The 22,825-nt window shown below is 68.5% G+C and carries 20 protein-coding genes and 1 tRNA gene; 13 read left to right on the forward strand and 8 right to left on the reverse strand.

Annotated features, from left to right (window positions below):
* The first annotated feature begins 49 nt into the window (after positions 1–49).
* Both AC1D2H_RS20765 and AC1D2H_RS20770 read left to right on the forward strand, forming a co-directional pair.
* The gene (locus tag AC1D2H_RS20765; protein ID WP_477929182.1) at positions 50–556 is read left to right on the forward strand and encodes a hypothetical protein; all 507 of its coding nucleotides are present in this window, start codon (positions 50–52) and stop codon (positions 554–556) included.
* A gap of 50 nt (positions 557–606) precedes the next feature.
* Entirely contained in the window at positions 607–1,239 is a 633-nt protein-coding gene (locus AC1D2H_RS20770) for a LysE family translocator (RefSeq protein WP_477929180.1), read from the forward strand.
* Here the strand turns inward: AC1D2H_RS20770 and AC1D2H_RS20775 are convergent.
* A complete protein-coding gene (locus tag AC1D2H_RS20775; RefSeq protein ID WP_478012293.1) occupies positions 1,219–2,907 on the reverse strand; it encodes an acetate--CoA ligase in 1,689 nt (562 codons plus the stop codon). The genes AC1D2H_RS20770 and AC1D2H_RS20775 overlap by 21 nt on opposite strands.
* A gap of 211 nt (positions 2,908–3,118) precedes the next feature.
* Positions 3,119–3,649, reverse strand: coding sequence for an N-acetyltransferase family protein (locus AC1D2H_RS20780; protein WP_478012294.1), 531 nt, complete (start codon positions 3,647–3,649; stop codon positions 3,119–3,121).
* Between the two features lie 44 nt (positions 3,650–3,693).
* On the opposite strand from AC1D2H_RS20780, the gene AC1D2H_RS20785 reads away from it, so the two are divergent.
* Both AC1D2H_RS20785 and AC1D2H_RS20790 read left to right on the forward strand, forming a co-directional pair.
* Positions 3,694–4,593 carry an alpha/beta fold hydrolase gene (locus AC1D2H_RS20785; protein WP_478012295.1) on the forward strand — a complete coding sequence of 300 codons (900 nt, stop codon included), beginning with the start codon at positions 3,694–3,696 and terminating at the stop codon, positions 4,591–4,593.
* Positions 4,590–5,381, forward strand: coding sequence for a substrate-binding periplasmic protein (locus AC1D2H_RS20790; protein ID WP_478012296.1), 792 nt, complete (start codon positions 4,590–4,592; stop codon positions 5,379–5,381). The genes AC1D2H_RS20785 and AC1D2H_RS20790 overlap by 4 nt, the downstream gene beginning before the upstream one ends.
* On the opposite strand, the gene AC1D2H_RS20795 is transcribed toward AC1D2H_RS20790, so the two are convergent.
* Entirely contained in the window at positions 5,359–5,625 is a 267-nt protein-coding gene (locus tag AC1D2H_RS20795; RefSeq protein WP_478012297.1) for a DUF4212 domain-containing protein, read from the reverse strand. The two genes, AC1D2H_RS20790 and AC1D2H_RS20795, sit on opposite strands and share 23 nt — an antisense overlap.
* Positions 5,626–5,684: 59 nt before the next feature.
* Here AC1D2H_RS20795 and prfB point away from each other — a divergent pair.
* The 3 genes from prfB (at position 5,685) to AC1D2H_RS20810 (ending at position 10,529) form a co-directional block, all read left to right on the forward strand.
* Positions 5,685–6,789 (forward strand): peptide chain release factor 2 gene (gene prfB / locus AC1D2H_RS20800; protein ID WP_477935959.1). Its coding sequence is split into 2 segments (ribosomal slippage): positions 5,685–5,765 and positions 5,767–6,789, totalling 1,104 coding nucleotides; the frame shifts between segments, so codons are not numbered across the junction.
* Between the two features lie 64 nt (positions 6,790–6,853).
* Entirely contained in the window at positions 6,854–9,517 is a 2,664-nt protein-coding gene (gene pepN / locus AC1D2H_RS20805) for an aminopeptidase N (RefSeq protein WP_478012298.1), read from the forward strand.
* Between the two features lie 4 nt (positions 9,518–9,521).
* Complete coding sequence (locus AC1D2H_RS20810) at positions 9,522–10,529, forward strand: class 1 fructose-bisphosphatase (RefSeq protein ID WP_478012299.1); 1,008 nt, start codon at positions 9,522–9,524, stop codon at positions 10,527–10,529.
* Positions 10,530–10,676: 147 nt separating this feature from the next.
* Here the strand turns inward: AC1D2H_RS20810 and AC1D2H_RS20815 are convergent, their stop codons facing one another.
* Positions 10,677–11,462, reverse strand: coding sequence for an alpha/beta hydrolase (locus AC1D2H_RS20815; RefSeq protein ID WP_478012300.1), 786 nt, complete (start codon positions 11,460–11,462; stop codon positions 10,677–10,679).
* 119 nt (positions 11,463–11,581) lie between these two features.
* On the opposite strand from AC1D2H_RS20815, the gene AC1D2H_RS20820 reads away from it, so the two are divergent.
* Positions 11,582–11,657: transfer RNA gene (locus tag AC1D2H_RS20820), tRNA-Thr, on the forward strand.
* A gap of 127 nt (positions 11,658–11,784) precedes the next feature.
* Here the strand turns inward: AC1D2H_RS20820 and AC1D2H_RS20825 are convergent.
* Positions 11,785–12,786 carry a sensor histidine kinase gene (locus tag AC1D2H_RS20825; RefSeq protein WP_478012301.1) on the reverse strand — a complete coding sequence of 334 codons (1,002 nt, stop codon included), beginning with the start codon at positions 12,784–12,786 and terminating at the stop codon, positions 11,785–11,787.
* Positions 12,787–12,964: 178 nt separating this feature from the next.
* Positions 12,965–13,291, reverse strand: a complete 327-nt coding sequence (locus AC1D2H_RS20830) for a DUF4398 domain-containing protein (RefSeq protein WP_478012302.1) — start codon at positions 13,289–13,291, stop codon at positions 12,965–12,967.
* Positions 13,292–13,649: 358 nt separating this feature from the next.
* On the opposite strand from AC1D2H_RS20830, the gene AC1D2H_RS20835 reads away from it, so the two are divergent.
* On the forward strand, positions 13,650–15,536 hold the full coding sequence (locus AC1D2H_RS20835) for an AAA family ATPase (protein ID WP_478012303.1): 1,887 nt from the start codon (positions 13,650–13,652) through the stop codon (positions 15,534–15,536).
* Positions 15,537–15,548: 12 nt separating this feature from the next.
* On the opposite strand, the gene AC1D2H_RS20840 is transcribed toward AC1D2H_RS20835, so the two are convergent.
* Positions 15,549–15,824, reverse strand: a complete 276-nt coding sequence (locus AC1D2H_RS20840; RefSeq protein ID WP_478012304.1) for a hypothetical protein — start codon at positions 15,822–15,824, stop codon at positions 15,549–15,551.
* A 197-nt stretch (positions 15,825–16,021) separates the two neighbouring features.
* Positions 16,022–18,538, reverse strand: coding sequence for a DNA ligase D (gene ligD / locus AC1D2H_RS20845; RefSeq protein WP_478012305.1), 2,517 nt, complete (start codon positions 18,536–18,538; stop codon positions 16,022–16,024).
* A gap of 152 nt (positions 18,539–18,690) precedes the next feature.
* Between ligD and AC1D2H_RS20850 the strand changes: the two genes are divergently transcribed.
* From AC1D2H_RS20850 to AC1D2H_RS20865, 4 genes are read left to right on the forward strand one after another with little or no spacing between them, the layout of a single operon-like run.
* Positions 18,691–19,164, forward strand: a complete 474-nt coding sequence (locus AC1D2H_RS20850) for a rhodanese-like domain-containing protein (RefSeq protein WP_478012306.1) — start codon at positions 18,691–18,693, stop codon at positions 19,162–19,164.
* Positions 19,164–20,087, forward strand: coding sequence for a serine O-acetyltransferase EpsC (gene epsC / locus AC1D2H_RS20855; RefSeq protein ID WP_478012359.1), 924 nt, complete (start codon positions 19,164–19,166; stop codon positions 20,085–20,087). The genes AC1D2H_RS20850 and epsC overlap by 1 nt, the downstream gene beginning before the upstream one ends.
* A 40-nt stretch (positions 20,088–20,127) precedes the next feature.
* A complete protein-coding gene (locus AC1D2H_RS20860) occupies positions 20,128–21,051 on the forward strand; it encodes a family 2A encapsulin nanocompartment shell protein (RefSeq protein ID WP_477935981.1) in 924 nt (307 codons plus the stop codon).
* Positions 21,026–22,822: a family 2A encapsulin nanocompartment cargo protein cysteine desulfurase gene (locus AC1D2H_RS20865; RefSeq protein WP_478012307.1), complete on the forward strand. Its 1,797-nt coding sequence runs from the start codon at positions 21,026–21,028 to the stop codon at positions 22,820–22,822. Before AC1D2H_RS20860 ends, AC1D2H_RS20865 begins: the two co-directional genes overlap by 26 nt.
* The last annotated feature ends 3 nt before the right edge of the window (positions 22,823–22,825 follow it).

Raw genomic sequence — 22,825 nt, forward strand, 5'->3', positions numbered from 1 at the left:
GCGAACCGGCCGGGACCTAGGCTGGCGCATCACCATTCCCACCACCGCCATGCGCCAAATCATCGCCGGCCTGATGCTCGCCGCCTCATTGCAACCCGCCCTGTCGGCACCAGCTCCGGCCGAGCTGTTCGACTTCTGGGTTGGCGACTGGGTCGTCACCTGGAAGAAGCCCGACGGCAGCATGGCCCGGGCCCGCAACCGCATCACCAAGATCCTCGACGGCCAGGTCATCGAGGAGAACTTCGAGGGCGACCCGGCCGTCGCGCCGCGGCTGCTGGGCCGCTCGCTGTCGGTGCTGGACAAGGCCGGCGTCTGGCACCAGGCCTGGGCCGACAACCAGGGTGGCTTCTTTGCGCTGACCGGCGGCAGCTTGGGTGAGACGCGCTTCTTCGCGACCGACTTCAAGCCCGTGGGCGAGCAGCTCAAGGGCCAGCGCATGCGCTTCTACGACATCCAGCCCGGCGGCTTCATGTGGGACTGGGAAGGCAGCAACGACGGCGGCAAAACCTGGGCGCTGATCTGGCGCATCCAATACCAGCGCGCAACCGGGGGCTAAGGCCCAGCCCATAGACTCGGCCGAGTCGTCGATCTGACCCGGAAGTCTCCATGCCTTTCTCGACCTGGCTGCTGTTCTGCGGCGTGGCCCTGCTGACCTGTTTTTCGCCAGGCCCTGGCGTGCTGCTGGCGATCTCCAACGCGATGGCGGTGGGGCCGCGGCACACGGTGTTCAGCTCGCTGGGCAATGCGGCCGGCCTCCTCATCGTGTCGGGCGCCGCCACCGCCGGCATGGGCGCGCTGCTGGCCGTGTCGGCCTCGGCCTTCCTCGTCGTCAAGCTCGTCGGCGCGGGCTATCTGATCTATCTGGGCATCAAGCAGTGGCGCAGCGCGCCGCTGCGGCTGGATGCCCCGGCCTCTGCCAACCAGCCGCACACGCCGGGCAAGCTCTTCCTGCAGGGCATGGGCGTGGCCGTGACCAATCCCAAGGCCATCCTGTTCTTCACGGCGCTGTTCCCGCAGTTCCTGACGCCCGGCCATTCCCTGCTGCTGCAGACCCTGCTGCTGACGCTGACCTTCACCGCGCTGGCCCTGGTGTCGCACGCCTTCTATGTGGGGCTGTTCCGCACGCTGCGCCGCTTCCTGACCGAGGCGCGGCATCTGCGCCTTTTCAACCGCATCTCGGGCGGGCTGTTCGTGCTGCTGGGCCTGAGCCTGCTGAAACTACGCCACCGCGCAAGCTGAAGCAGCGCGTTCCTGCTCCTGGAGCCGCAGCACGCGGCGCTGCACCTTGCCGGTCGTCGTCATCGGCAGGGCGGCGATGAACTCGATCTCCTTGGGATATTCGTAGGGCGCCAGGCGCGCCTTCACATGGGCCTGCAGCGCTTCGATGAGCGCCGCCGTGCCGGCATGGCCCTCGGCCAGCACGACATAGGCCTTCACGACCGCACCGCGCTCGGCATCCGGCTTGGGCACGACCGCGGCATTGGCGACGGCGGCGTGCTTGAGCAGGCAGTTCTCGATCTCGCCGGGGCCGATGCGGTAGCCAGCCGCCTTGAAGACGTCGTCGGCACGGCCCTCGTACCAGAGCGTGCCGTCACGGTCACTGCGGGCCAGGTCCCCGGTGCGGCACCAATCACCGGTGAACTTGGCCTTGGTCGCGGCCTCGTTGTTCCAGTAGCCGAGGAAGAAGACCGGGTCGGGCACGCCATGGCGGTCACGTGCATTGACGGCGACTTCGCCCGTCTCGCCCGGCGCGCATTCACGGCCCTCGTCATCGATGACGGCCACGCGATGGCCCGGATAGGCCCGGCCCATGCTGCCCGGCTTGGCTGGCCACAGCGCCTGGCAGTTGCCGACGACGTAGTTCATTTCGGTCTGGCCGAACATCTCGTTGACGGGCACGCCCAGCGCGTCGCGGCACCAGCTGAACACCGCGTCGCCGACCGCCTCGCCCGCGCTCATCAGCGCGCGCAGCTTCAGCGCATGGCGCTTGGGGCGCGGCTCGGCCTTCATCATGGCCTTCAGCGCCGTCGGGAACAGGAAGGCATGCGTGACGCCATAGGCCACCATCAGTTCGAAGGCCTTGGCCGCCGAGAAGCGCCCTTGCCAGGCGACGATGGGGCGGCCGAAGTAGAGCGTGGGCAGCAGCGCATCCATCAAGCCGCCGGTCCAGGCCCAGTCGGCCGGGCTCCAGAAGACCGCGTCGCTGGGCTTGCTCGCATCGAAGGGATCGAAGCCGAACCAGTTCTGGCTGGCGACAAAGCCCGTCAGGTTGCCGATCAGCGCGCGCTGCGGGATCAGCGCGCCCTTGGGATTGCCGGTGGTGCCGCTGGTGTAGATCAGGATGGCCGGGTCGTCGGCCTGGGTGGCCACCGGCTTGAAGCGCGCTTCCTCGGCCTGCAGGGCCTGCATCCAGGGCAGCTCATCGCAGTCCACCGGGCATTCGCCAACGACGAGGATGCGGCGCAGCGCCGGGCAGCGCGCCTTGACCTCGCGCAGCGCCGGCAGCGCCTCGCAGGCGGCGATGGCCAGCACGGCACCGCTGTCCTGCAGGCGGTATTCCAGCGCCTCGGCGCCGAACAGCATGGACAGCGGCATGGCGACCGCGCCGATCTGCTGGATGGCGATGTGGGCGACGGCCGTCTCGAAGCGCTGCGGCAGCACGATGGCCACGCGGTGGCCGCGGCGCACGCCCTGGTCCAGCAACGCGTTGGAGAGCCGGTTGGCGGCCCGTTGCAGTTGGGCATAGCTGTAGTGGGCGCGGCAGCCGCTCTCGCTGTCGAAGTAGATCGCCGGGGCGTTGGGCGTGTCGCGCGCCCAGCGGCCGCAGCAGGCCTCGGCGATGTTGAAGTCCTTGGGCACCTGCCAGCGGAAGGCGCTGTGCAGCTGCTCGTATCGGTCTTCCGCCATGGGCCACCCCCGGTTGGGACAAGGGGGCGAATGCTAGCCAGCCATGCGGGCGCTGACCTAATGGATTGCCCGGACTCGGGCCGAGCGCCGGGCCGCTCCCTAGCCGGCCCGCTTGGCGATGTGCTGGCGGCTCGATGCCGCAAGCATCGCCGTCCCCTCGGGGGACCGACCAGTCTGGCCCGCGTTCAGCGCGGCCAGCTGGGCGAGGGGCTCACAACCCCAGCCAAGCCGACGGGGACCACATGCTCGGTCGGTCGCCGTCCGCATAGCGCTCCAGCGCGTCGCCCGTCAGGCGGCAGATGCGCCATTCGGGCATGACGTCGGCGCCCAGGCCTTCGTAGAAGCGGATGGCGTCCTCGTTCCAGTCCAGCACCGTCCAGTCGAAGCGGCCATAGCCACGATCGCAGGCCGTCTGGGCCAGCTGGATGATCAGCGCCTTGCCCAGGCCGCTGCGGCGGTGGGCGGGGCGCACATAGAGGTCCTCCAGATAGAGGCCGGGCTTGGCGAGGAAGGTCGAGAAGTTGGTATAGAACAGCGCGAAGGCGACGACCTCGCCGTTCACCATGCCGACCAGGCACTCGGCCGCCGGCTCGTCGCCAAACAGATGAGGCTCGAGCTTCTCGGGCGTGACTTCGAGCAGATGGGTCAGGTTCTCGAACTCGGCGAGCTCGCTGATGAGCTGGACGATGGCTTTAAGATCGCGCGGCTCGGCGGCGCGAATGTCGTGACGGGGTGCGGGCATGATGGCCCCATTGTCAGTGCACTGCCGTGTCCTACAGTGCGGATATGCCCGATGTCTACACCCCGAGCCGCACCCATCGCAGCGAATTCCTGAGCCTGCGCGGCCTGCGCCACCACATCCTGCGCTGGGGTCAACCCTTGCCCGGTCGCCCGCCGCTGGTCATGGTGCATGGCTGGATGGATGTCGGCGCCTCCTTCCAGTTCGTCGTCGATGCCCTGCGGCAGCAGCGCGAGGTCGTCGCGCTGGACTGGCGTGGCTTCGGCCTCAGCGCGACGACGGGCGCCGACTGCTACTGGTTCCCCGACTACCTCGGCGACCTCGACGCCCTGCTCGACGCGCTGAGCCCGGACGCACCCGTGGACCTGCTCGGCCACAGCATGGGCGGCAATGTGGCCATGAGCTATGCCGGGGTTCGTCCACAGCGCATCCGTCGCCTCGTCAATCTCGAAGGCTTCGGCATGCCCGACGTCGCGCCCGCCGCCGCACCCGAGCGCCTGGCCAAATGGCTTGACGAGCTGAAGGACCCGCCCTCGCTGCGACCTTACGCCACGCTGTCCGACGTGGCCGAGCGCCTGCGCAAGAACAACCCCCGCCTGGCCGCCGACAAGGCCGCCTGGCTGGCCGGCCACTGGTCCCGCGAAACACCCGAGGGCTTCCAGCTCAACGCCGACCCGGCCCACAAGCTCGCCAACCCCATGCTCTACCGCAAGGCCGAGGTGCTGGCCTGTTGGCAGCGCATCGCCGCGCCCACGCTCTGGGTCGAGGGCAGCGACGACCAGCTGACGCGCTTCTGGGGCAAGCGCTACCCGCGCGAGGACTTCGAGGCCCGCCTGGCGCTGGTGCCCCAGTTGGAAAAGGCCGTGCTGCAGGACGCCGGCCACATGCTGCATCACGACCAGCCCGAGGCGCTGGCCGCCGTGCTCGAGCCCTTCCTGGCCGCATGAGGCATAAGGCCGTCGCGCTGTGGCTGGCGCTGGCTGCCGCAAGCGCCCAGGCCGCCTGCTCACGCGAGCTGCATGTCGGCGTGTCCGAGCTCGGCTACGGCGCCTATCAGCGCGACGGCCTGTGGATGGGCATCGTGCCAGAGCTGATCGGCGAGCTGTCGCAGCGAAGCGGCTGCCGGCTCAAGCTGGTCGGCCGGCCGCGCGCCCGCGTGCTGCTGGAGTTCGAGCAGGGTCAGCTCGACGTCATCACCTCGGTCATGCGCGCCCCCGACCGCGAACGCATCGGCCAGTTCCTGCCCTACGCCTACGCCGAACAGGACCTCATCGTCCTCGGCGAGCCGGTGCCGCACACGCTGGAAGAATTGCGGCGCATGCCCGACCTCAAGCTCGGCGTCGTGCGCGGCGTGCGCCTGAGCCCACGGCTCGACGACCTCATCAACGCCATGCTGGCGTCACGTCAGGCCGAGTACTCGCCCGACTTCGACAACCTCGCGGCCAAGCTGAATGCCGGCCGACTCCGGGCGGCGCTGATCCCCAGCGTCATCCACGTCAAGCAGCGCCATGACGGCCTGCTGCCGGCGCAGCTCACGATCGTCGACTTGCCGGAGTCCCAGCCCGAGCCCATCGGCATCTATGTGAACCGCCAGCAGGTCAGCGACGATGACCTGCAGCTGCTGGCGCGCCACCTGGAGATGCTCAAGCGCGAGGGCCGTGTGCTTGCGATCTACCAGCGCCATGTCGGCGAGGCCGAGACGCGCCGCCTGTTCAGGAGCGAGGCGGTTCGCTAATTTCCACGTGCGGCTCGGCGTCCAGCTTCGCCATCGCCCGCGCATAGACGATGACGATGGCGCAGAAGCCGAGCAGGGCGCCCTGCGAGGCCAGCCAGAACGCCAGCGGCCAGCCGAACACCTCGACGCTGAGTTCGCGCGCGAAGAACACCGGCGCGAAACCCACCAGGGCCCAGGCGAGCAGCAGCCAGGCGGTGAGGTGGCGCGTGCGGCGCCAGTAGGTGTCTCGGGGCGGGGCCTTCATCGGCCCGATTCTGGCCCATGAGAAAATCCGCGTTTTCCCAAGACAAGACGTGCCCTGACATGGACATCGAACACATCAACCAAATCGGCAACTCCCTGGCCGACCTCTCAGCGCGTACCGACGCGCTAAGGGGGTATCTTTGACTTCGACCGCAAAGCGCTGCGCCTGAACGAAGTCAACGCCTCCCTCGAGAACCCCAACGTCTGGAACGACCAGAAGCGCGCCCAGGAGCTGGGCAAGGAAAAGCGCACGCTGGAGGCGGTGGTCGACACGATCACGATGCTGACCGGCTCGCTGGCCGACAACGCCGAGCTGTTCGAGATGAGCCGCGAGGAGGGCGACGAGGCTGGCATGTTGGCCATCGAGGCCGATGCGGCCAAGCTGCGCGAGAAGATCGAGGAACTCGAGTTCCGCCGCATGTTCAACAACCCGGCCGACCCGCTGAACTGCTTCGTGGACATCCAGGCCGGCGCCGGCGGCACCGAGGCCTGCGACTGGGCCGGCATGCTGCTGCGCCAGTACCTGAAGTACTGCGAGCGCAAGGGCTTCAAGGCGACGATCGAGGATGAGACGCCTGGCGACGTGGCCGGCCTGAAGAGCGCGACCATCAAGGTCGAGGGCGAGTACGCCTTCGGCCTGCTGCGCACCGAAACCGGCGTGCACCGCCTGGTTCGCAAGTCGCCCTTCGACTCCTCCGGCGGCCGCCACACGTCCTTCGCATCGCTGTTCGTCTACCCCGAGGTGGATGACTCGATCGAGATCGACATCAACCCGGCCGACGTGCGCACCGACACCTTCCGCGCCTCCGGCGCCGGTGGCCAGCACATCAACAAGACCGACTCGGCGGTGCGCCTGACGCACATCCCGACCGGCATCGTCGTGCAATGCCAGGACGGCCGCAGCCAGCACAGCAACCGCGACGTGGCCTGGAAGCGCCTGCGCTCGCGTCTGTACGATCATGAGATGCGCAAGCGCATGGAAGAGCAGCAGAAGCTGGAAGACACCAAGACCGACGTCGGCTGGGGCCATCAGATCCGCTCCTATGTGCTGGACCAGAGCCGCATCAAGGACCTGCGCACCAACTACGAGACTTCGGCGACGCAGAAGGTGCTGGACGGCGACCTCGACCCCTTCATCACCGAATCACTGAAGCAAGGCGTCTGACGCCCCCGGGCCGCCGCGGCGGCCTTTTTCTTGGCCCGTTTTTCCTCACCCAAGGACGCCCCTCATGCGTGAAGGCACCTCCCCGACCATCCAGCGGCTGGACTACCAGCAACCGGCCTACTGGATCCGCAAGGTCGACCTGACCTTCGACCTCGACCCGGCCAAAACCCTGGTCACCAGCAAGATGCAGGTCGAGCGCAACAGCGCCGTGCCGCATGGCCCGCTGCGCCTGCATGGCGAAGAACTGAACCTGCTGCGCGTGCTGATCGACGGCGCCAGCGTCTCCTTCCGCCAGGAAGGCCACGAGCTCATCATCGAAGGCGCGCCCGACGCCGACTTCGCGCTCGAGATCCGCAACACCACCTGCCCCGACAAGAACACCGCGCTGTCGGGCCTCTACACCTCGGGTGGCAGCTTCTTCACGCAGTGCGAGGCCGAGGGCTTCCGGCGCATCACCTACTTCCTGGACCGCCCGGACGTGATGGCCGTCTACACGGTCACGCTGCGCGCCGACGCCACCAAATACCCGGTGCTGCTGTCCAACGGCAACCTGACCGACAGCGGCAAGCTGGAGAACGGCCGCCACTTCGCCGTCTGGAACGACCCCTTCCCCAAGCCCAGCTATCTGTTCGCCGTCGTCGCGGGCGACCTCGTCGCGCGCGAGCAGCGCGTGCGCACCCGCGCTGGCAAGGACCATCTGCTGCAGGTCTATGTGCGCCGCGGTGACCTGGAGAAGACCGAGCACGCGATGAACTCGCTGATCGCCTCCATGGTGTGGGACGAGGCGCGCTTCGGTCTGCCGCTGGACCTGGAGCGCTTCATGGTGGTCGGCGTGTCCGACTTCAACATGGGCGCGATGGAGAACAAGGGCCTCAACATCTTCAACACCAGCGCCCTGCTGGCCTCGCCCGCCACCGCGACGGATGCCGACTTCGGCCGCATCGAATCCATCGTCGCCCACGAGTACTTCCACAACTGGACCGGCAACCGCGTCACCTGCCGCGACTGGTTCCAGCTGTCGCTGAAGGAAGGCCTGACGGTCTTCCGCGACCAGGAATTCAGCATGGACATGGCCGGCACGCCGTCGGCCCGCGCGGTCTGCCGCATCCAGGACGTGCGCCAGCTGCGCGCCATGCAGTTCCCCGAGGACAGCGGCGCCATGGCCCACCCGGTGCGCCCGGACAGCTACAGCGAGATCAACAACTTCTACACGGCCACCGTCTACGAGAAGGGCTCGGAGGTGGTGCGCATGTACCAGACGCTGGTCGGCCGCAAGGGCTTCGAGGCGGGCATGAAGCTCTACTTCGAACGCCACGACGGCCAGGCCGTGACCTGCGACGACTTCGCGCAGGCCATCGCCGACGCCAACCCCGGCTCGGCCCTCACCACCCGCCTGGACGCCTTCAAGCGCTGGTACTCGCAGGCCGGCACGCCGCGCGTGACCGCCCGCGGCGAGCATGACGCTAGCGCCCGCACCTTCACCCTGCGCTTCACGCAGCAGACGCCCGCCACGCCGGGCCAGGGCGACAAGCAGCCGCAGGTCATTCCGGTCGTCATGGGCCTGCTGGACCGCCACGGCGCCGCCCTGCCCCTGAACGCCAATGGCGACACCGAGGGCGTGGTGGTGCTGGACCAGGCCGAGCAGACCTTCGTCTTCGAGAACATCGACAACGAGCCCGTGCCCTCGCTGATGCGCGGCTTCTCGGCGCCCGTGGTGCTCGACGACGGCCTCTCCGACGCCGGCCTCATCGTGCTGATGCGCCATGACAGCGACCCCTTCAACCGCTGGGAAGCCGGCCAGCGCCTGGCGCTGAACCGCATCCTGCACGCGCTGCGTGCCGGCCAGCCGCTGGTGCTGAGCCCCGTCTTCATCGAGGCGATGCGCGGCCTGCTCAACCACCCCGAGCTGGACCCGGCCTTCAAGGAACTGGCGCTGACGCTGCCCGGCGAGGCCTATATCGCCGAGCAGCTCGACGTCGTCGACCCGCAGGCCATCCACGCCGCCGTCATGTCCGCCCAGGCCCAGCTGGCCGCCGCCCTGCGTGACGACTGGGCCGCGGCCTTCGAGGCGCACCAGATCGGCGGCGGCTACACGCCCGACCCGGTCTCGTCGGGCAAGCGCGCGCTGGCCAACCTGGCGCTGTCCATGCTCGTGCTGGACGCGCAGGCCACGGGAGACACCGTCTGGCCGGGCAAGGCCTTCCAGCGCTTCAAGGATGCGTCCAACATGACGGACCGCCTCGGCGCGCTGGCCGCCCTGGTCAATGCCAACGCCGAGCTGGCCACGCCGGCCCTGCAGCGCTTCCATGCGCTGTTCAAGGACGACGCGCTGGTCGTCGACAAGTGGTTCGCGCTGCAGGCCCGCGCGCCCGAGGCCGACGGCCGCGTGTTCGCCCGCGCCAAGGCGCTGACCAAGCACGCCGACTTCACGTTGAAGAACCCCAACCGCGCGCGCAGCCTGCTGGCCTCGCTGTGCATGTTCAACCCGGCCGCCTTCCACCGTGCCGACGCGGCGGGCTATGTGTTCTGGGCCGACCAGGTGCTGGCCGTCGACGCCATCAACCCCCAGCTCGCCAGCCGCATCGCCCGCGCGATGGACCGCTGGGCCGTGCTGGCCGAGCCCTATCGCACGGCAGCGCGTGAAGCGGTCGCCCGCGTGGCGGCCAAGGCCGACCTGTCCAGTGATGTGCGCGAGATCGTCGAGCGCGCGCTGGCTTCGGGAGGCTGATGCGATGGCACGTCAAACCAGCCTGACCCAGTACCTCGTCGAGCAGCAGCGCGAGCACGGCCACATCCCGCAGGAACTGCGCCTCCTGATCGAGGTCGTGGCGCGCGCCTGCAAGCGCATCGCGATCTCCGTCAACAAGGGCGCCCTGGGTGACGTGCTTGGCAGCGCCGGCAGCGAGAACGTGCAGGGCGAAGTGCAGAAGAAGCTCGACGTCATCGCCAACGAGGTGCTGATCGAGGCGAACGAATGGGGCGGTCATCTCGCGGCCATGGCCAGCGAGGAGATGGACGGCATCTACGTCGTGCCCAACCGCTACCCGCAAGGCGAATACCTGCTGCTGTTCGACCCCCTCGACGGCTCCAGCAACATCGACGTCAATGCGTCCATCGGCACCATCTTCAGCGTGCTGCGCAAGGTGGGCCATTCGCGCGGCGTGAGCGAGGAAGACTTCCTGCAACCCGGCAAGCAGCAGGCCGCGGCCGGCTATTGCGTCTACGGCCCGCAGAGCATGCTGGTGCTGACGGTGGGCGACGGTGTGGCCGTCTTCACGCTGGACCGCGAGACCGGCTCCTGGGTGCTGACGCAGGACCAGGTGCGCATTCCCGAGGACACCAAGGAATTCGCCATCAACATGTCCAACCTGCGCCACTGGGCGCCGCCGGTGCGTCGCTACATCGACGAATGCCTGGCCGGCTCCACGGGGCCGCGCGGCAAGGACTTCAACATGCGCTGGGTGGCCAGCATGGTGGCCGACGTGCACCGCATCCTCACCCGCGGCGGCGTCTTCATGTATCCCTGGGACCAGCGCGAGCCCGACAAGCCCGGCAAGCTGCGCCTGCTGTACGAGGCCAACCCGATGGCCTTCATCGTCGAGCAGGCCGGCGGCGCAGCCACCACCGGCACGGATCGCATCATGGACCTCAAGCCCGGCAAGCTGCACGAGCGCGTGGCCGTCGCGCTGGGCTCGAAGAACGAGGTCGAGCGCATCGCGGCCTACCACCGCCAGGAATGACGCCCCTCGTCCAGCCGCACACCGCTGAACGCGTTGCGGCTGACCGGTCCCCCGAGGGGACAGCGATGCTTGCGGCATCGAGCCGCAAGCACATCGCCAGACGGGCCGGCTCGGGAGCGGCCCAGCGCTCGGCCCGGAAGACACCAATCAAGGGATCGGCTGGTCCATCCAGCCGGTGATCAGCCCCACGGCCTCGGCCTCCATGCCGATGAAGCCGTGCCAATGCAAGGCCTCGCAGGCGTCGCCCGTCGGGTCGGCACCGCCGTCCACCATCACCAGTTTCTTCACCGGCGTGGCCGTCAGGCCCTTCAGGATGAGGCTCACGTCGCGCGGCAGCGTCTGCCGGCACTGGTCTTTCGCATGGTGCAGCACCAGCACCGGCACGCGGATGGCGGCGAGGTCCTGGCGCGGCACGGCGCCCGTCTTGTCCCAGGCAACGATGCTGGACGTCAGCACCAGGCCCGCGATGTCGCCCTGCAGGCGGATGGCCGCCGCGGTGGCCGAGACCGTGCCGCGGCTGGTGCCGACCAGCCAGACCGGCAGCGCCGACTTCTTCCTGACCGCCGCCAGCACCTCGCGGATGTCGGTCATGTGGGCGTCCGATATGCGCTCTGCGTAGCCCAGATCGGGCGTGTCGCTCGGCTTGCCGAAGATGGCGACGTTGTAGCCGCGCGCGACGAACTCGCCAGCCGAGCGCACCAGGAAATTGCGGCTCGTCGGCCGCCCCGCCTCGACGCGCCCGAAGCCCCCAATGCCGCCGGGAAACAGCAGCACCGTCGCCTTGGCCCGTTCGGCTGGTTGGGCGGCCTGCCAGAACACCGGTGTCACGACGCCCTCGCGGGTAGCAACGTCAAAGCGCCCGTCCTCGCTCCGGGCCGTCGCCGCAGCGACCAGCATTCCCACGCACAACAGCAGCTTCCGGACCTTTTTCATGCGGCGGAGTTTGCTTGCTGCCGCTTGAAAAGCAAGCCAATCTTGGCGGCTGCCTGCAGTTGAGCTATGATGCTGGGCTTCGCTGATTCCAACAACTCCAATAAAAGGAACTGCGTGAGGCCGGCATAGCTCAGTTGGTAGAGCAGCGCATTCGTAATGCGAAGGTCGGGGGTTCGACTCCTCTTGCCGGCACCAGAATTTCCAAATTAAATCAAGGGCTTGGCTGCGGTCAAGCCCTTTGTTTTTGGGCGCCGTGGGCACAGCTTGGGCACATGTGCCCCCAACCTGTGCCATAGCCACCGCGACCTGAATCGGGCCGCAGCTACGAATGCGTCAGGGGAGCGCCCGGGTTGGCTGGAGGTGGGGCATCCAGGCGCGGCTGGCAGCTCTGGAGATCCGCGAGGGATCGAACGCTGGGAACAGAGATAAGCCTGCCGCCGATGGCTGAAATGGTCTGGACCGCAGGTGGGCCCGGGTAGCGTCTCGGCAACCGGATACGGGTGATCCTGCCAGTGCCGCCGGCGTACTCGACCGCCATGCTGCCTCCCAGCAGGCTGCACAGCCGTTTGACGATGGACAGGCCAATGCCTTCGCCGGAGCTTGAACCCGGGGCGCTCCGGGTGCTCGATGTCTGAAGAAGCTTCGTCAGGTCGTTGCCACCCCAGCTGACCTCAGCGCCACCGACTTCGAAGTACCAATCGCTCGCCTCCGCCGCTTCACAAGGACCGCAGGTCAACCTGACGCCGTCGCCGTGCGTGTACTGGATGGCATTGAGCAAGAGGTTTTGCGCGATGCGTGTCACCATCAGCGGGTCGCTGTCGGCAATGAGGCTCCTGGGGCCGCAGAATTCGAGCTGAATGCCCCGTGAGCGCGCCAACACTTGGAGGTTGCCGCACGTCGTGTCGAGCGTCGTGGCAATGTCGAAGGTGCGAACGACAGGCCGTTCCTTCTTCGCGTCGAGGCGGGCAAGATCGGCCACGCCATCCAGCAAATCACCCAGGCCGACAACGTTGCGATTCAGCAGGGCCACGAGTTGAGAGCGGCGTGGCTCGCTGCAGGGTTGCTGCAGCAAGGCGGTGACGTTCGTGACCACGCCGAGTTTCCCGCGCAGATCATGAACGGCTTGCCGCCATAGCTCGCGGGCAAGTTCGACGGTGTCGAGCTCTGCATCGCTGGCAATAGCCCCCCACAAGCTGCGTGAGCTACCGAAGTGACCCGCCGAGGCGGGCAAGATCGCTGCAGCCGCAGGTGGAACTGCCGCGTCAAGGAGTGGGCATTGCGAGTTCATGGCAAGAACCGGAAGCAACGGTCGTGGAAGCATCATTCGGACTCCCACAGGAAGTCCGTGCGGTGCCGCACCTAGAAGTCAGGTCCAGGCGGTCGATGCGGGGCGACGCAAGCCAGCTGCGACGGTTGCACTGGCGAGTGAAGACCACGGTGGAGACGATCACCGGAGGGCCCGACTTGGGGTTCCGTCGTGCAGCGCTCGCTGCGTCCTGCGACTAGCGTGCCGCCTGGCGGGAAAGCACGGTCTGGGCGTGCAACTCGGCTACGCGGGCGTCGATCTCGGCCAGCTCGCCGAGTTGGCCGGCGCTGACGGTATCGCCCAATGCAAATGCCGCCTGCGCGGCGGCGAGATTTTCATGCGCCCTGCGCAACTCGGCCGGCGCATGGGCCGCAATCGCCGGTGTGTTGGCGCGGTGCACGGCCGCTTCGGCCGCCGCCAGCAGCGCGGGCTCCCGCGACGGCGCCATATCGCCCCCGAGCAGCAGTGCGGCAACCGCGGTTGTCAACGCCGCCATCACGAACCAGGCCAGGGGCGGCAGCACAGAAAGACTCCTGCGTGACGACCTCAAGATGCTCTCCTCAAGTTTGACAACTCGCTCGGTCATGGGCCGGGGTGTCGCCCCAGTCGTGGCCAAGGGCTGGCCCTGCACGGTGAGTTGGGGCAACTCTGGACTGCCCGCAGCGCATGGGTCTGTTCGGTAGAGCACCAACAGCCAACCGCCCATTCGAATGACACAACGAGGCGAAGCCGATCGCTCAGGCATTCTGGGCAGTTTTTCGCACCCGGGCCGGCTGTTGCAATTTGCGGTGCAGCGACTGAGACCAAGCCTCGATAACGCACGCACGGCGCAGCCACCGGGCCGTTAGTCTGGCAGGACTGCAGTACCCCGCCCGAACACCATGGACAGCGCCAGCAACACCCCCACACCGGGATTGCGTCAGAAACTCATCCTCGTGGCCAGTGCCGCCGCCCTGCTGCTGGGCCTGTTCGGCCTGTCGACACTGCATGAGCGCACGGCCAACGAGGTGCAGGCCCGCAAGAACGCCACCGCCCTGGCCTTCGAGAAGGCGCCCGAGCAGTGGCTGGCCAATCCGCGCGAGGCCTCGACGTTCGAGCGCGCCCTGCAGGCCAAGGAGATCGCGGCCGTCGGCGTCGGCGGCGGCCTGGTGCTCTACACCGACCGCGCCGGCCAGCAGTTCAGCACCCGGCTCATCGACTGCGGCCTGGGCTGCAAGAACGAAATCGGTGCACGCCTGGGCGAGCTCAGCGTGGCCCAGGGTTTTGCGCTGACCGATATCGATGTCGACGCACGCACCGGCGGCCAGCGCCTGTTCCAGTCCCTGGAGCGCGCCGGCGCCGTGCTGGGGCCCATCCTGCTGCTGCTGCTCGTCGCGGCACCGCTGGTCTATCTGCAGATGCGCGGCGGCCTGGGCCAGCGCACCCGCCTGGCCGACAAGCCCAAGACGCGCTTTGACGACGTCATCGGTGCCGACGAGGCCAAGAAGGCCTTGCGCCGCGTGGCCGCCTTCATGAAGGACCCCAAGCAGTACGCGGAAGTGGGCGCCAAGGCGCCGCGCGGCGTGCTGCTCGACGGCCCGCCCGGCACCGGCAAGACGCTGCTGGCCAAGGCCCTGGCCGGTGAATGCGGCGCCAGCTTCATCAGCGTGGACGGCTCCTACTTCAGCTCCATGTTCTATGGCGCCGGCATCGGCAAGGTGAAGGAGCTGTTCAAGAAGGCCCGCGAGGCGGCGCCTTGCATCATCTTCATCGACGAGATCGACGGCATCGGCCGGCGCAGCAGCGGCAACGAAGCCCCGGGCGGCGGCGAGCAGGAGCAGAACCGCATCATCAATCGCCTGCTGGTGGAGATGGATGGTTTCTCCTCGCTGGAGAACGTCGTCATCGTCGGCGCCACCAACCATGTCGACAACGTCGACGAGGCCATGCGCCGCCCCGGCCGCTTCGACCTCATCGTCCGCACGGCCCTACCGACGGTGCCCGAGCGCGAGCAGTTGTTCGGCCTCTACCTCGGCCAGGTCAAGGCGGCCGCCGGCATCGACCTCCCCTCCATCGCCCGGACCGCGGCCGGCATGTCGCCGGCGGACATCGCCAACTGCGTCAACCGCGCCGCCGCCTATGCGGCCGAGGCCGGCGAGGCGCTGGTCAGCCAGGAGCGCGTCTACCAGTCGCTGGAGACCCACCAGCTCGGCGGCGAGGTCAGCAACACCAAGGGCCTCATCACGCCCGAGACGCTGCGCCGCATCGCCTTCCATGAGTCCGGCCACGCGCTGGTGGCCCATGTGCTGGAGGCCGGCAGCGTCGAGCGCGTCAGCATCGAACCGCGCGGCCCGGCCCTGGGCGTGACCTATGTGGCCCGTGCCAACGAAGAGCCGCTGTATGGCGAGCGTGAACTGCGCTCGCGCCTGGCCATGATGCTGGCCGGCCGCGAAGCCGAGCTGATCGCCTTCGGCAATGCCTCCTCCGGCGCCGCCGACGACCTCAAGCGCGCCTCCGAGCTGGCCACCAACATGGTGGGTTCGCTGGGCTTTGGCAAGACCTTCGGCCTGCTCAGCATGGCCGGTGTGCCCAAGGAGCTGATCGGCCCCGATGTGCAGAAATCGCTGCTGGACGAGGCCCGCGCGCTGCTGGAGAGCGCCCAGGCCGAATGCCGGCGCGTGCTGGAAGACAAGCGCGACCGCCTCGATACGCTGACCGAGATGCTGCTCGGCCAGGAGACCGTCAGCGGTGCGCCACTGAAGCGGGTGCTGGCCGGCGAAGTCGCCTGATACCGGGCGCGGCTAAGCCGCGACCATGCCCTGCCGTGATGCCGCGGCACGCCGGGCCGGCGTCAGGCGCCGCTCGCGGGCCTGCCGCCTCTCGGGCGTGAACTGCCAGTCCGCCAACGCCGCGGCGATGTCGGGCACCCGGTGCACTTCCACCTCCATCAGGAGGGCCCTGGGAAGGCGTTCGATCACCTTGGCCCCACAAGCAGTGGCCACGGCGCCGGCCTTGCGCACGGCCTCGCCGTCGGCGGCATTGTTGAAGAAGACATAGCGCTCCATCGCTGCTGGCATGGGACACCCAGTTCAAAGCTGAAGGGACATTCCTGGCAAACCGCGTGCCTGCCCTCCCCGCCGCGGCCCGCAGGCCCGCCAATCCTTCCGCAAACGGATAGAGCTGGCCTCGTCCTTGTCCCTGATCGGATGGCCGACATGCTCGGGCATGAGCATGCGGAAGAGCACGGCGCGCCTGGGGTCCGGATCGGTCGTGCTCATCGCTCGGGTGGCCGGCGCTTGACGGTCTGGCGGCTCTTCCAGAAATCGGCCCAGGGGTCGGCGCGCTGCAGTGACAGGTGGTCGCGCGCCGTCTTCACCGTCCATTGCGCACCGCTCTTCAGCTCGGCCAGTTGCTCCCAGGCCACCGGCATGGAAACACCCAGCCCGGGCCGGGCGCGGGCAGAAAATGCCGCCACCGTGGTCTGGCCTTCGCCATTGCGCAGATAGTCGATGAAGATTTTGCCGACCCGGTTGGCGGGGCCGCTCTTGGCGACAAAGCGCTTCGGAATGGTGCGCGCCATGTGCGCAACAACCGCGCGGGCGAAATCCTTGGCCTGGCCGTCATCGATCTTGGGCTTCAGCGGCACCACCACGTGCAGGCCCTTGCCGCCACTGGTCTTGAGCCAGCTGCGCAGGCCCAGCTCCTCCAGCATCGTGCGCGTCAGCAAGGCCGCCTCCTGCAGATGGGCCCAGGGGACGCCCTCGCCGGGGTCCAGGTCGAAGACGATGCGGTCGGGCTGGTCGATATGCGCGGTGGTGGAGTTCCAGGTGTGGAACTCGACGACGTTCAACTGGGCCGCCGACACCAGTCCTTCGGCCGAGTCGACGACGAGCAGCGGTTCGTGCTCGGGCCAGAGGTCAGCGTCGAGCTGGCGGATGCCAGGCAGGGGCGCGTCGGCATGCTTCTGGAAGAACAGCTGGCCGGCGATGCCGCGCGGTGCCCGCACCAGGGACACAGGCCGGTCACGCAGATGCGGCAGCAGCCAGTCGGCCACGCTCTCGTAGTAGCGCACCAGGTCGAGCTTGGTCACGCCCGAGGCGGCATCGATGACCCGCTCGGGATGGGACACCTTCACTGCCGGCGCCTGTGAGGCTGTGGCCGGCAGCGCCTGCTCGCGCACGATGGCCTTGGCGGGCTTGTCCTCGCGCAGGCCGCGGAAGCTCGCATGGCGGATATGCCCGTCGGGCGTCCATTCGCCAAAGGCGACCTCGACCACCAGTTTGGCCTTGACCCAGCGCTCCTGGCCGCGCGAGCGGCCGCCGCGCCGGCTGGGCGGCGGCGCCTCGGCAGCGACGGCCGGACGCTTCGTTTCCAGCGCCACCAGCTGGCGGTGCATGTCCCGTCCTTGCACCGACGACCAACCGGTGCCGACGGCGCCCGCATGCCGCAGCCGCCCCTGCTCATCGTGATAGCCCAGCAGCAGCGCGCCCACCTCGTTGGCCGAGTTGCTGCGATCCGTGAAGCCGAGCACGACGAACTCCTGGCGGCGCTGGCATTTCAGCTTGAGCCAGCTATCGCTGCGCCGGTTCACATAGGGCGAGTCGGCCCGTTTCAGGATGACGCCTTCCAGGCCGATGCGGCAGGCGGCATCCAGCACCTCGGCCGGAGGGGCTGGAAAGGCATCGCTGAAGCGGATGCGTGGCCCTTCATGGCCCTTCAGCAGGCCCTGCAGCACGGCACGGCGGCTTTGCAGCGGCACCGCGCGCAGGTCGCGATCGCCGAGGAAGGGCACATCGAAAAGGTAGAAGACGATGTCCTCGTTGCGGGCGCCGTCGATGGCGTCCTGCAGGCGGTTGAAGTCCGGCACGCCGGCTTCATTGAGCACGACGATCTCGCCGTCCAGCCAGGCGCGGGCGATGCCGAGCTGCTCGACCTCCGTGGCCAGGTGCTTCAGCTTGCCCGTCCAGTCATTGCCATTGCGCGTGATGAGGCGGGCCTTGCCGGACGACAGGCGCACCAGCATGCGATAGCCGTCGAACTTGTTCTCGACGACCCAGTGACCGCCCGGCGGCACGGCGGCGGCCAGCGTCGCCAGTTGCGGCGCCAGCGTCCTGGGCAGGGCGGCCTTGACGGCCTTGGCCAGATCGGGCGCCGACGGTGTTTCGCCGCGGCCCTCGCGCTCCTCAACCAGGCCCAGTGGCGTCTCCACGACGCTGTCCGGCAGCGCCGTCACGACGTCGTAGTCGCTGCTCGGCCGCGCCCAGGCGTCGCCCTTCTTCTTCAGCAGCAGCCAGGCTTCCTGCTTGTCGCCCGGCTTGGCGATGCGCACCAGCTCCCACAGCCCGGCCAGCTTTTCGCCATGCAGCTGGAAGATCAGCTTGCCCTGGGCCAGGCCCTCATGCGGGTCGCCGACGGGCGTCCACGCGCCGCGGTCCCAGATGATGACGCGGCCGGCGCCGTAGTGGCCCTTGGGGATCTCGCCTTCGAAGCGGTTGTAGCTGAGCGGGTGGTCCTCCACGCGCACCGCCATGTGCTTGACAGCCGGGTCCAAGCTCGGCCCCTTGGGCACGGCCCAGCTCAGCATGACGCCGTCGAGCTCGAGGCGGAAGTCGTAATGCAGGCGCGAGGCCCAGTGCTTCTGCACGACGAAGGCCAGGGCCTTGGCCGCCTTGCGGCCGACGCGGCCCTTGGGCTCGGCGGTGGCGCTGAAATCCCGCTTGGCGTTGTAGCGCGCCAGCGGCGCCTCGGCAGGCAGGCCGCTCTTCTTGGGTGAGGAACGCGTGGTGGCCATCGCCATCAGCTTGGCCGCGACGTCGGGGGCTGGATGTCGGACAAGGGCGCAATTCGCGGCGCGCCAGAAAGCTCATAACCGTTCTTGTTTTGATTCGTTTGCCGAAGAAAGCCTGACACCTAGCCTTGCTCGGTTTTCGCATGAGATCCGACATGAGCAATTCAGTTCTCGAAGAATCCGAAGCGCTGGCGCAGGCCCGCGAAGCCGCCCGGGCCGCCGCCCTGCCCTTCGCCGGCAGCCTTGCGCCGCGCGACGCCTGGGCCCTGGTCCAGGCCGGCCAGGCCGTCCTCGTCGACGTGCGCAGCACCGAGGAGCGCCACTTCGTCGGCCATGTGCCGGGCAGCCTGCACGTGGCCTGGGCCACCGGCACTTCGCTGAACCGCAATCCGCGCTTTGCCAAGGAGCTGGACGCCAAGGTCGGGCCCAAGTCCGGCAATGAGTTGCCGGTGCTGCTGCTGTGCCGCAGCGGCAAGCGCTCGGCTCTCGCCGCCGAAGCCTCCACCAAGGCGGGGCTCACCCACGTCTTCAATGTGCAGGAAGGCTTCGAGGGCGACAGCGACCACCGGCAGCAGCGCGGCCATTTCAACGGCTGGCGCTTTCACAGCCTGCCGTGGGTGCAGGACTGATGGAGCCGGTCGACGACCTCTCCGGCATCGTCTCCGCGCTGCGCCATGCGCGGCGCCGCTGGCGCGAAGAGCACCGGCGCTGGGATGCTGGCGGCCGCGAGCTGCCGTCGCGTGAGCTGCTGGCCGTCGTCATGCAGCAACTGGCCGGTGCGCTGTTCCCGATGCGTCTGGGGCCACCCGATCTGCAACCCGAGGGCGAGGACTATTTCGTCGGCCACACGCTGGGCGCGGCGCTTTCCAGGCTGCGCCAGCAGGCGGCACTGGAGCTCGGCCATGACGCGCGGCTGCGCGGCGTCGAGGCGCCGCCCTTCAACAACGCCGCCGAGCGCGTGGCCCGCTTCGCCGCCCGCCTGCCCGCCGTGCGCGAACTGCTCGACAGCGACGTCATCGCCGCCTTCCAGGGCGACCCCGCCGCGCGCAGCGTCGACGAAGTGCTGCTCTGCTACCCGGGCCTGCACGCCCTCATCAGCCACCGCCTCGCCCATGAGCTCTATCTGCTGGGCCTGCCGCTGATCGCGCGCGTCATCTCGGAGCTGGCCCATGCCCAGACCGGCATCGACATCCACCCCGGTGCAACCATAGGCGCGGGCTGCTTCATCGACCACGGCACCGGCGTCGTCATCGGCGAGACGGCCGTGCTGGGCCAGCGCGTGCGCATCTACCAGAACGTCACGCTGGGCGCCAAGAGCATCCCGACCGACGACGCCGGCCACGCCCACAAGGGCCAGCCGCGCCACCCCATCGTCGAGGACGACGTCGTCATCTACGCCGGCGCCACCGTGCTGGGCCGCATCACCATCGGCCGCGGCTCGGTCATCGGCGGCAACGTCTGGCTGACCCGCAGCCTGCCGCCGCAAAGCCGCATCTCCCAAGCGGCCTCGCAGGCCGATCCGAACTCAGCCTTCCAGCCGCTGAGCGCCTGACCCTCTCATCCACCCACCGCCCCCAGGAGCCCTTTTCCCCATGGCTGACACCCCTCAACTCGCGCTCAGCGACACCGCCGCGCGGCAGCTTGCGAATGCGACAAAAACCGTCCCGCAGCTCTCCACCATCACACCGCGCTGGCTGACGCATCTGCTGCAGTGGATCCCGGTCGAGGCCGGCATCTACCGGCTCAACAAGGTGGCCGATCCCGAGGCCGTCAAGGTCGCCTGCGCCAAGCGCGACGAGGCCGAGCTGCCCGTCACCTTCGCCGACTACGACGCGGCACCACGCGAGTACTTCCTGAACGCCGTGGCCACGGTGCTGGACGTGCACACCCGCGTGTCCGACCTCTACAGCAGCCCGCACGACCAGATCAAGGAGCAGCTGCGCATCGTCATCGAGACGATCAAGGAGCGCCAGGAGTCCGAGCTCATCAACAACCCAGACTACGGCCTGCTGGCCAATGTCGCGGACTCGCAGCGCCTGTCCACGCTGACCGGCGCGCCCACGCCCGACGACCTGGACGACCTGCTCGGCAAGGTCTGGAAGGAGCCGGCCTTCTTCCTGACCCACCCGCTGGGCATCGCCGCCTTCGGCCGCGAGTGCACTCGCCGTGGTGTGCCGCCGCCCACCATCAGCCTGTTCGGCAGCCAGTTCCTGACCTGGCGCGGCATCCCGCTGATCCCGAGCGACAAGGTGCCCGTCAACGACGGCAAGACCAGCATCATCCTGCTGCGCGTGGGCGACAAGCGCCAGGGCGTCGTCGGCCTCTACCAGCCGGGCCTGCCGGGCGAACAAGGCCCGGGCCTGTCGGTGCGTTTCATGGGCATCAACCGCAACGCGATCGCCTCCTACCTGATCAGCCTGTATTGCTCGCTGGCGGTGCACAGCGACGATGCGCTGGCCGTGCTCGAAGACGTGGAAGTTGGCAAATACCATGAGTACCCTGACACCTACCGCTGACGTGGTCGAGAGCCCTTTCGACGTCGCGGCGCTGGGCCGGCTGGCCAACGAGCTGTTCGGCAGCCTGAACGCAGGCTCCCTGCCTTCGGCCCAGCCAGTGCAGTCCGCCGGCGGCTTGAACGTGCCCGCCAACCCGCTGCCGCCGGGCCTGCCGAGCGGCCCGCTGCCCCAGTCCACCACCACGCAGTTCGGCGGCTTCGGCGCCGCAGCGCCTGGCCTCAATCTCGCGCCAACCGGCCCGGATCATGTGGCGGCACTGCTGCGCCCGTCGCCCGCCCGAGCGCCTCATGCGCAGGCCGGCAACGGCGTGCCCGATGTGCTGTTGACCAGCGTGCCCGGCATCGACGGCCGCGCCGGCAGCCAGTTGCTCGGTGTGCCGCAACAGATCTCGCCGCCGCAACGCGAAGCCGTGCCTTCGGGCTACTACTTCGTCGAGCCTTCGAGCGTGTCTCAGCAACCTTCTCTGTACGTTCTGGACCTGCAGCGCCATCCCGGCCCCGCAGGCCATCACGCCGGCGAGCTGCCCAACAAGCATGCGCTTCAAGCCCAGCGCCTGCCCTTCGACGTCAACGCCATCCGGCGCGACTTCCCCATCCTGCAAGAGCGCGTCAACGGCAAGCAGCTGGTGTGGTTCGACAACGCGGCCACGACACAGAAGCCCCAGGCCGTCATCGATCGGCTGAGCTACTTCTACGAGCACGAGAACAGCAACATCCACCGCGCCGCCCACACGCTGGCCGCGCGCGCGACCGACGCCTACGAAGGCGCCCGCAAGACGGTGGCCCGGTTCGTCAACGCGCGCTCGGCCGATGAGGTCATCTTCGTGCGCGGCGCCACCGAGGCCATCAACCTGGTGGCCAACACCTGGGGCGAGCAGAACGTCGGCGCCGGTGACGAGATCGTCGTCTCCCACCTGGAGCACCACGCCAACATCGTGCCCTGGCAGCAGCTCGCTGCGCGCAAGGGTGCGCATCTGCGCGTGATCCCGGTGGACGACACCGGCCAGGTCATCCTGGCCGAGGCGCAGAAGCTCATAGCCAGCCCGCGCACCAAGCTGCTCGCCGTGACCCAGGTCAGCAATGCCCTCGGCACCGTCGTGCCGGTGCAGGAGCTGGTCGGCATCGCGCAGCGCCATGGCGTGACGACGCTGGTGGACGGCGCGCAGTCGGTCTCCCACCTCGCCGTGGACGTGCAGGCCCTCGGCTGCGACTTCTTCATCTTCAGCGGCCACAAGATCTTCGGCCCCACCGGCATCGGCGCGGTCGTCGGCCGCAAAGAGGTGCTGGACGCCATCCCGCCCTGGCAGGGTGGCGGCAACATGATTGCCGACGTGAGCTTCGAGCGCACGGTGTTCCAGCCGGCACCGGCGAAGTTCGAGGCCGGCACCGGCAACATCGCCGACGCCGCGGGGCTGGGCGCGGCGCTGGACTACGTGTCGCGCATCGGCTTGGCATCCATCGCCCGCTACGAGCACGACCTGCTCGCCTATGCGACCGAAGCCATACGCCCCATCCCGGGCGTGCGACTCATCGGCACGGCGGCCGACAAGGCCAGCGTGCTGAGCTTCGTGCTCGCCGGCCACGAGACGGCGGCGGTGGGCAAGGCGCTGGCGGAGCAAGGCATCGCGGTGCGCTCCGGCCACCACTGCGCCCAGCCCATCCTGCGCCGCTTGGGCGTCGAGGCCACGGTGAGGCCATCGTTCGCGTTCTACAACAGCTGCGACGAGATCGACCACTTCGTGTCGGTCGTGCGCCGCCTGGCGAGGGCCTGAACG

The sequence above is a fragment of the Roseateles sp. P1_C1_2 genome (assembly GCF_056406535.1).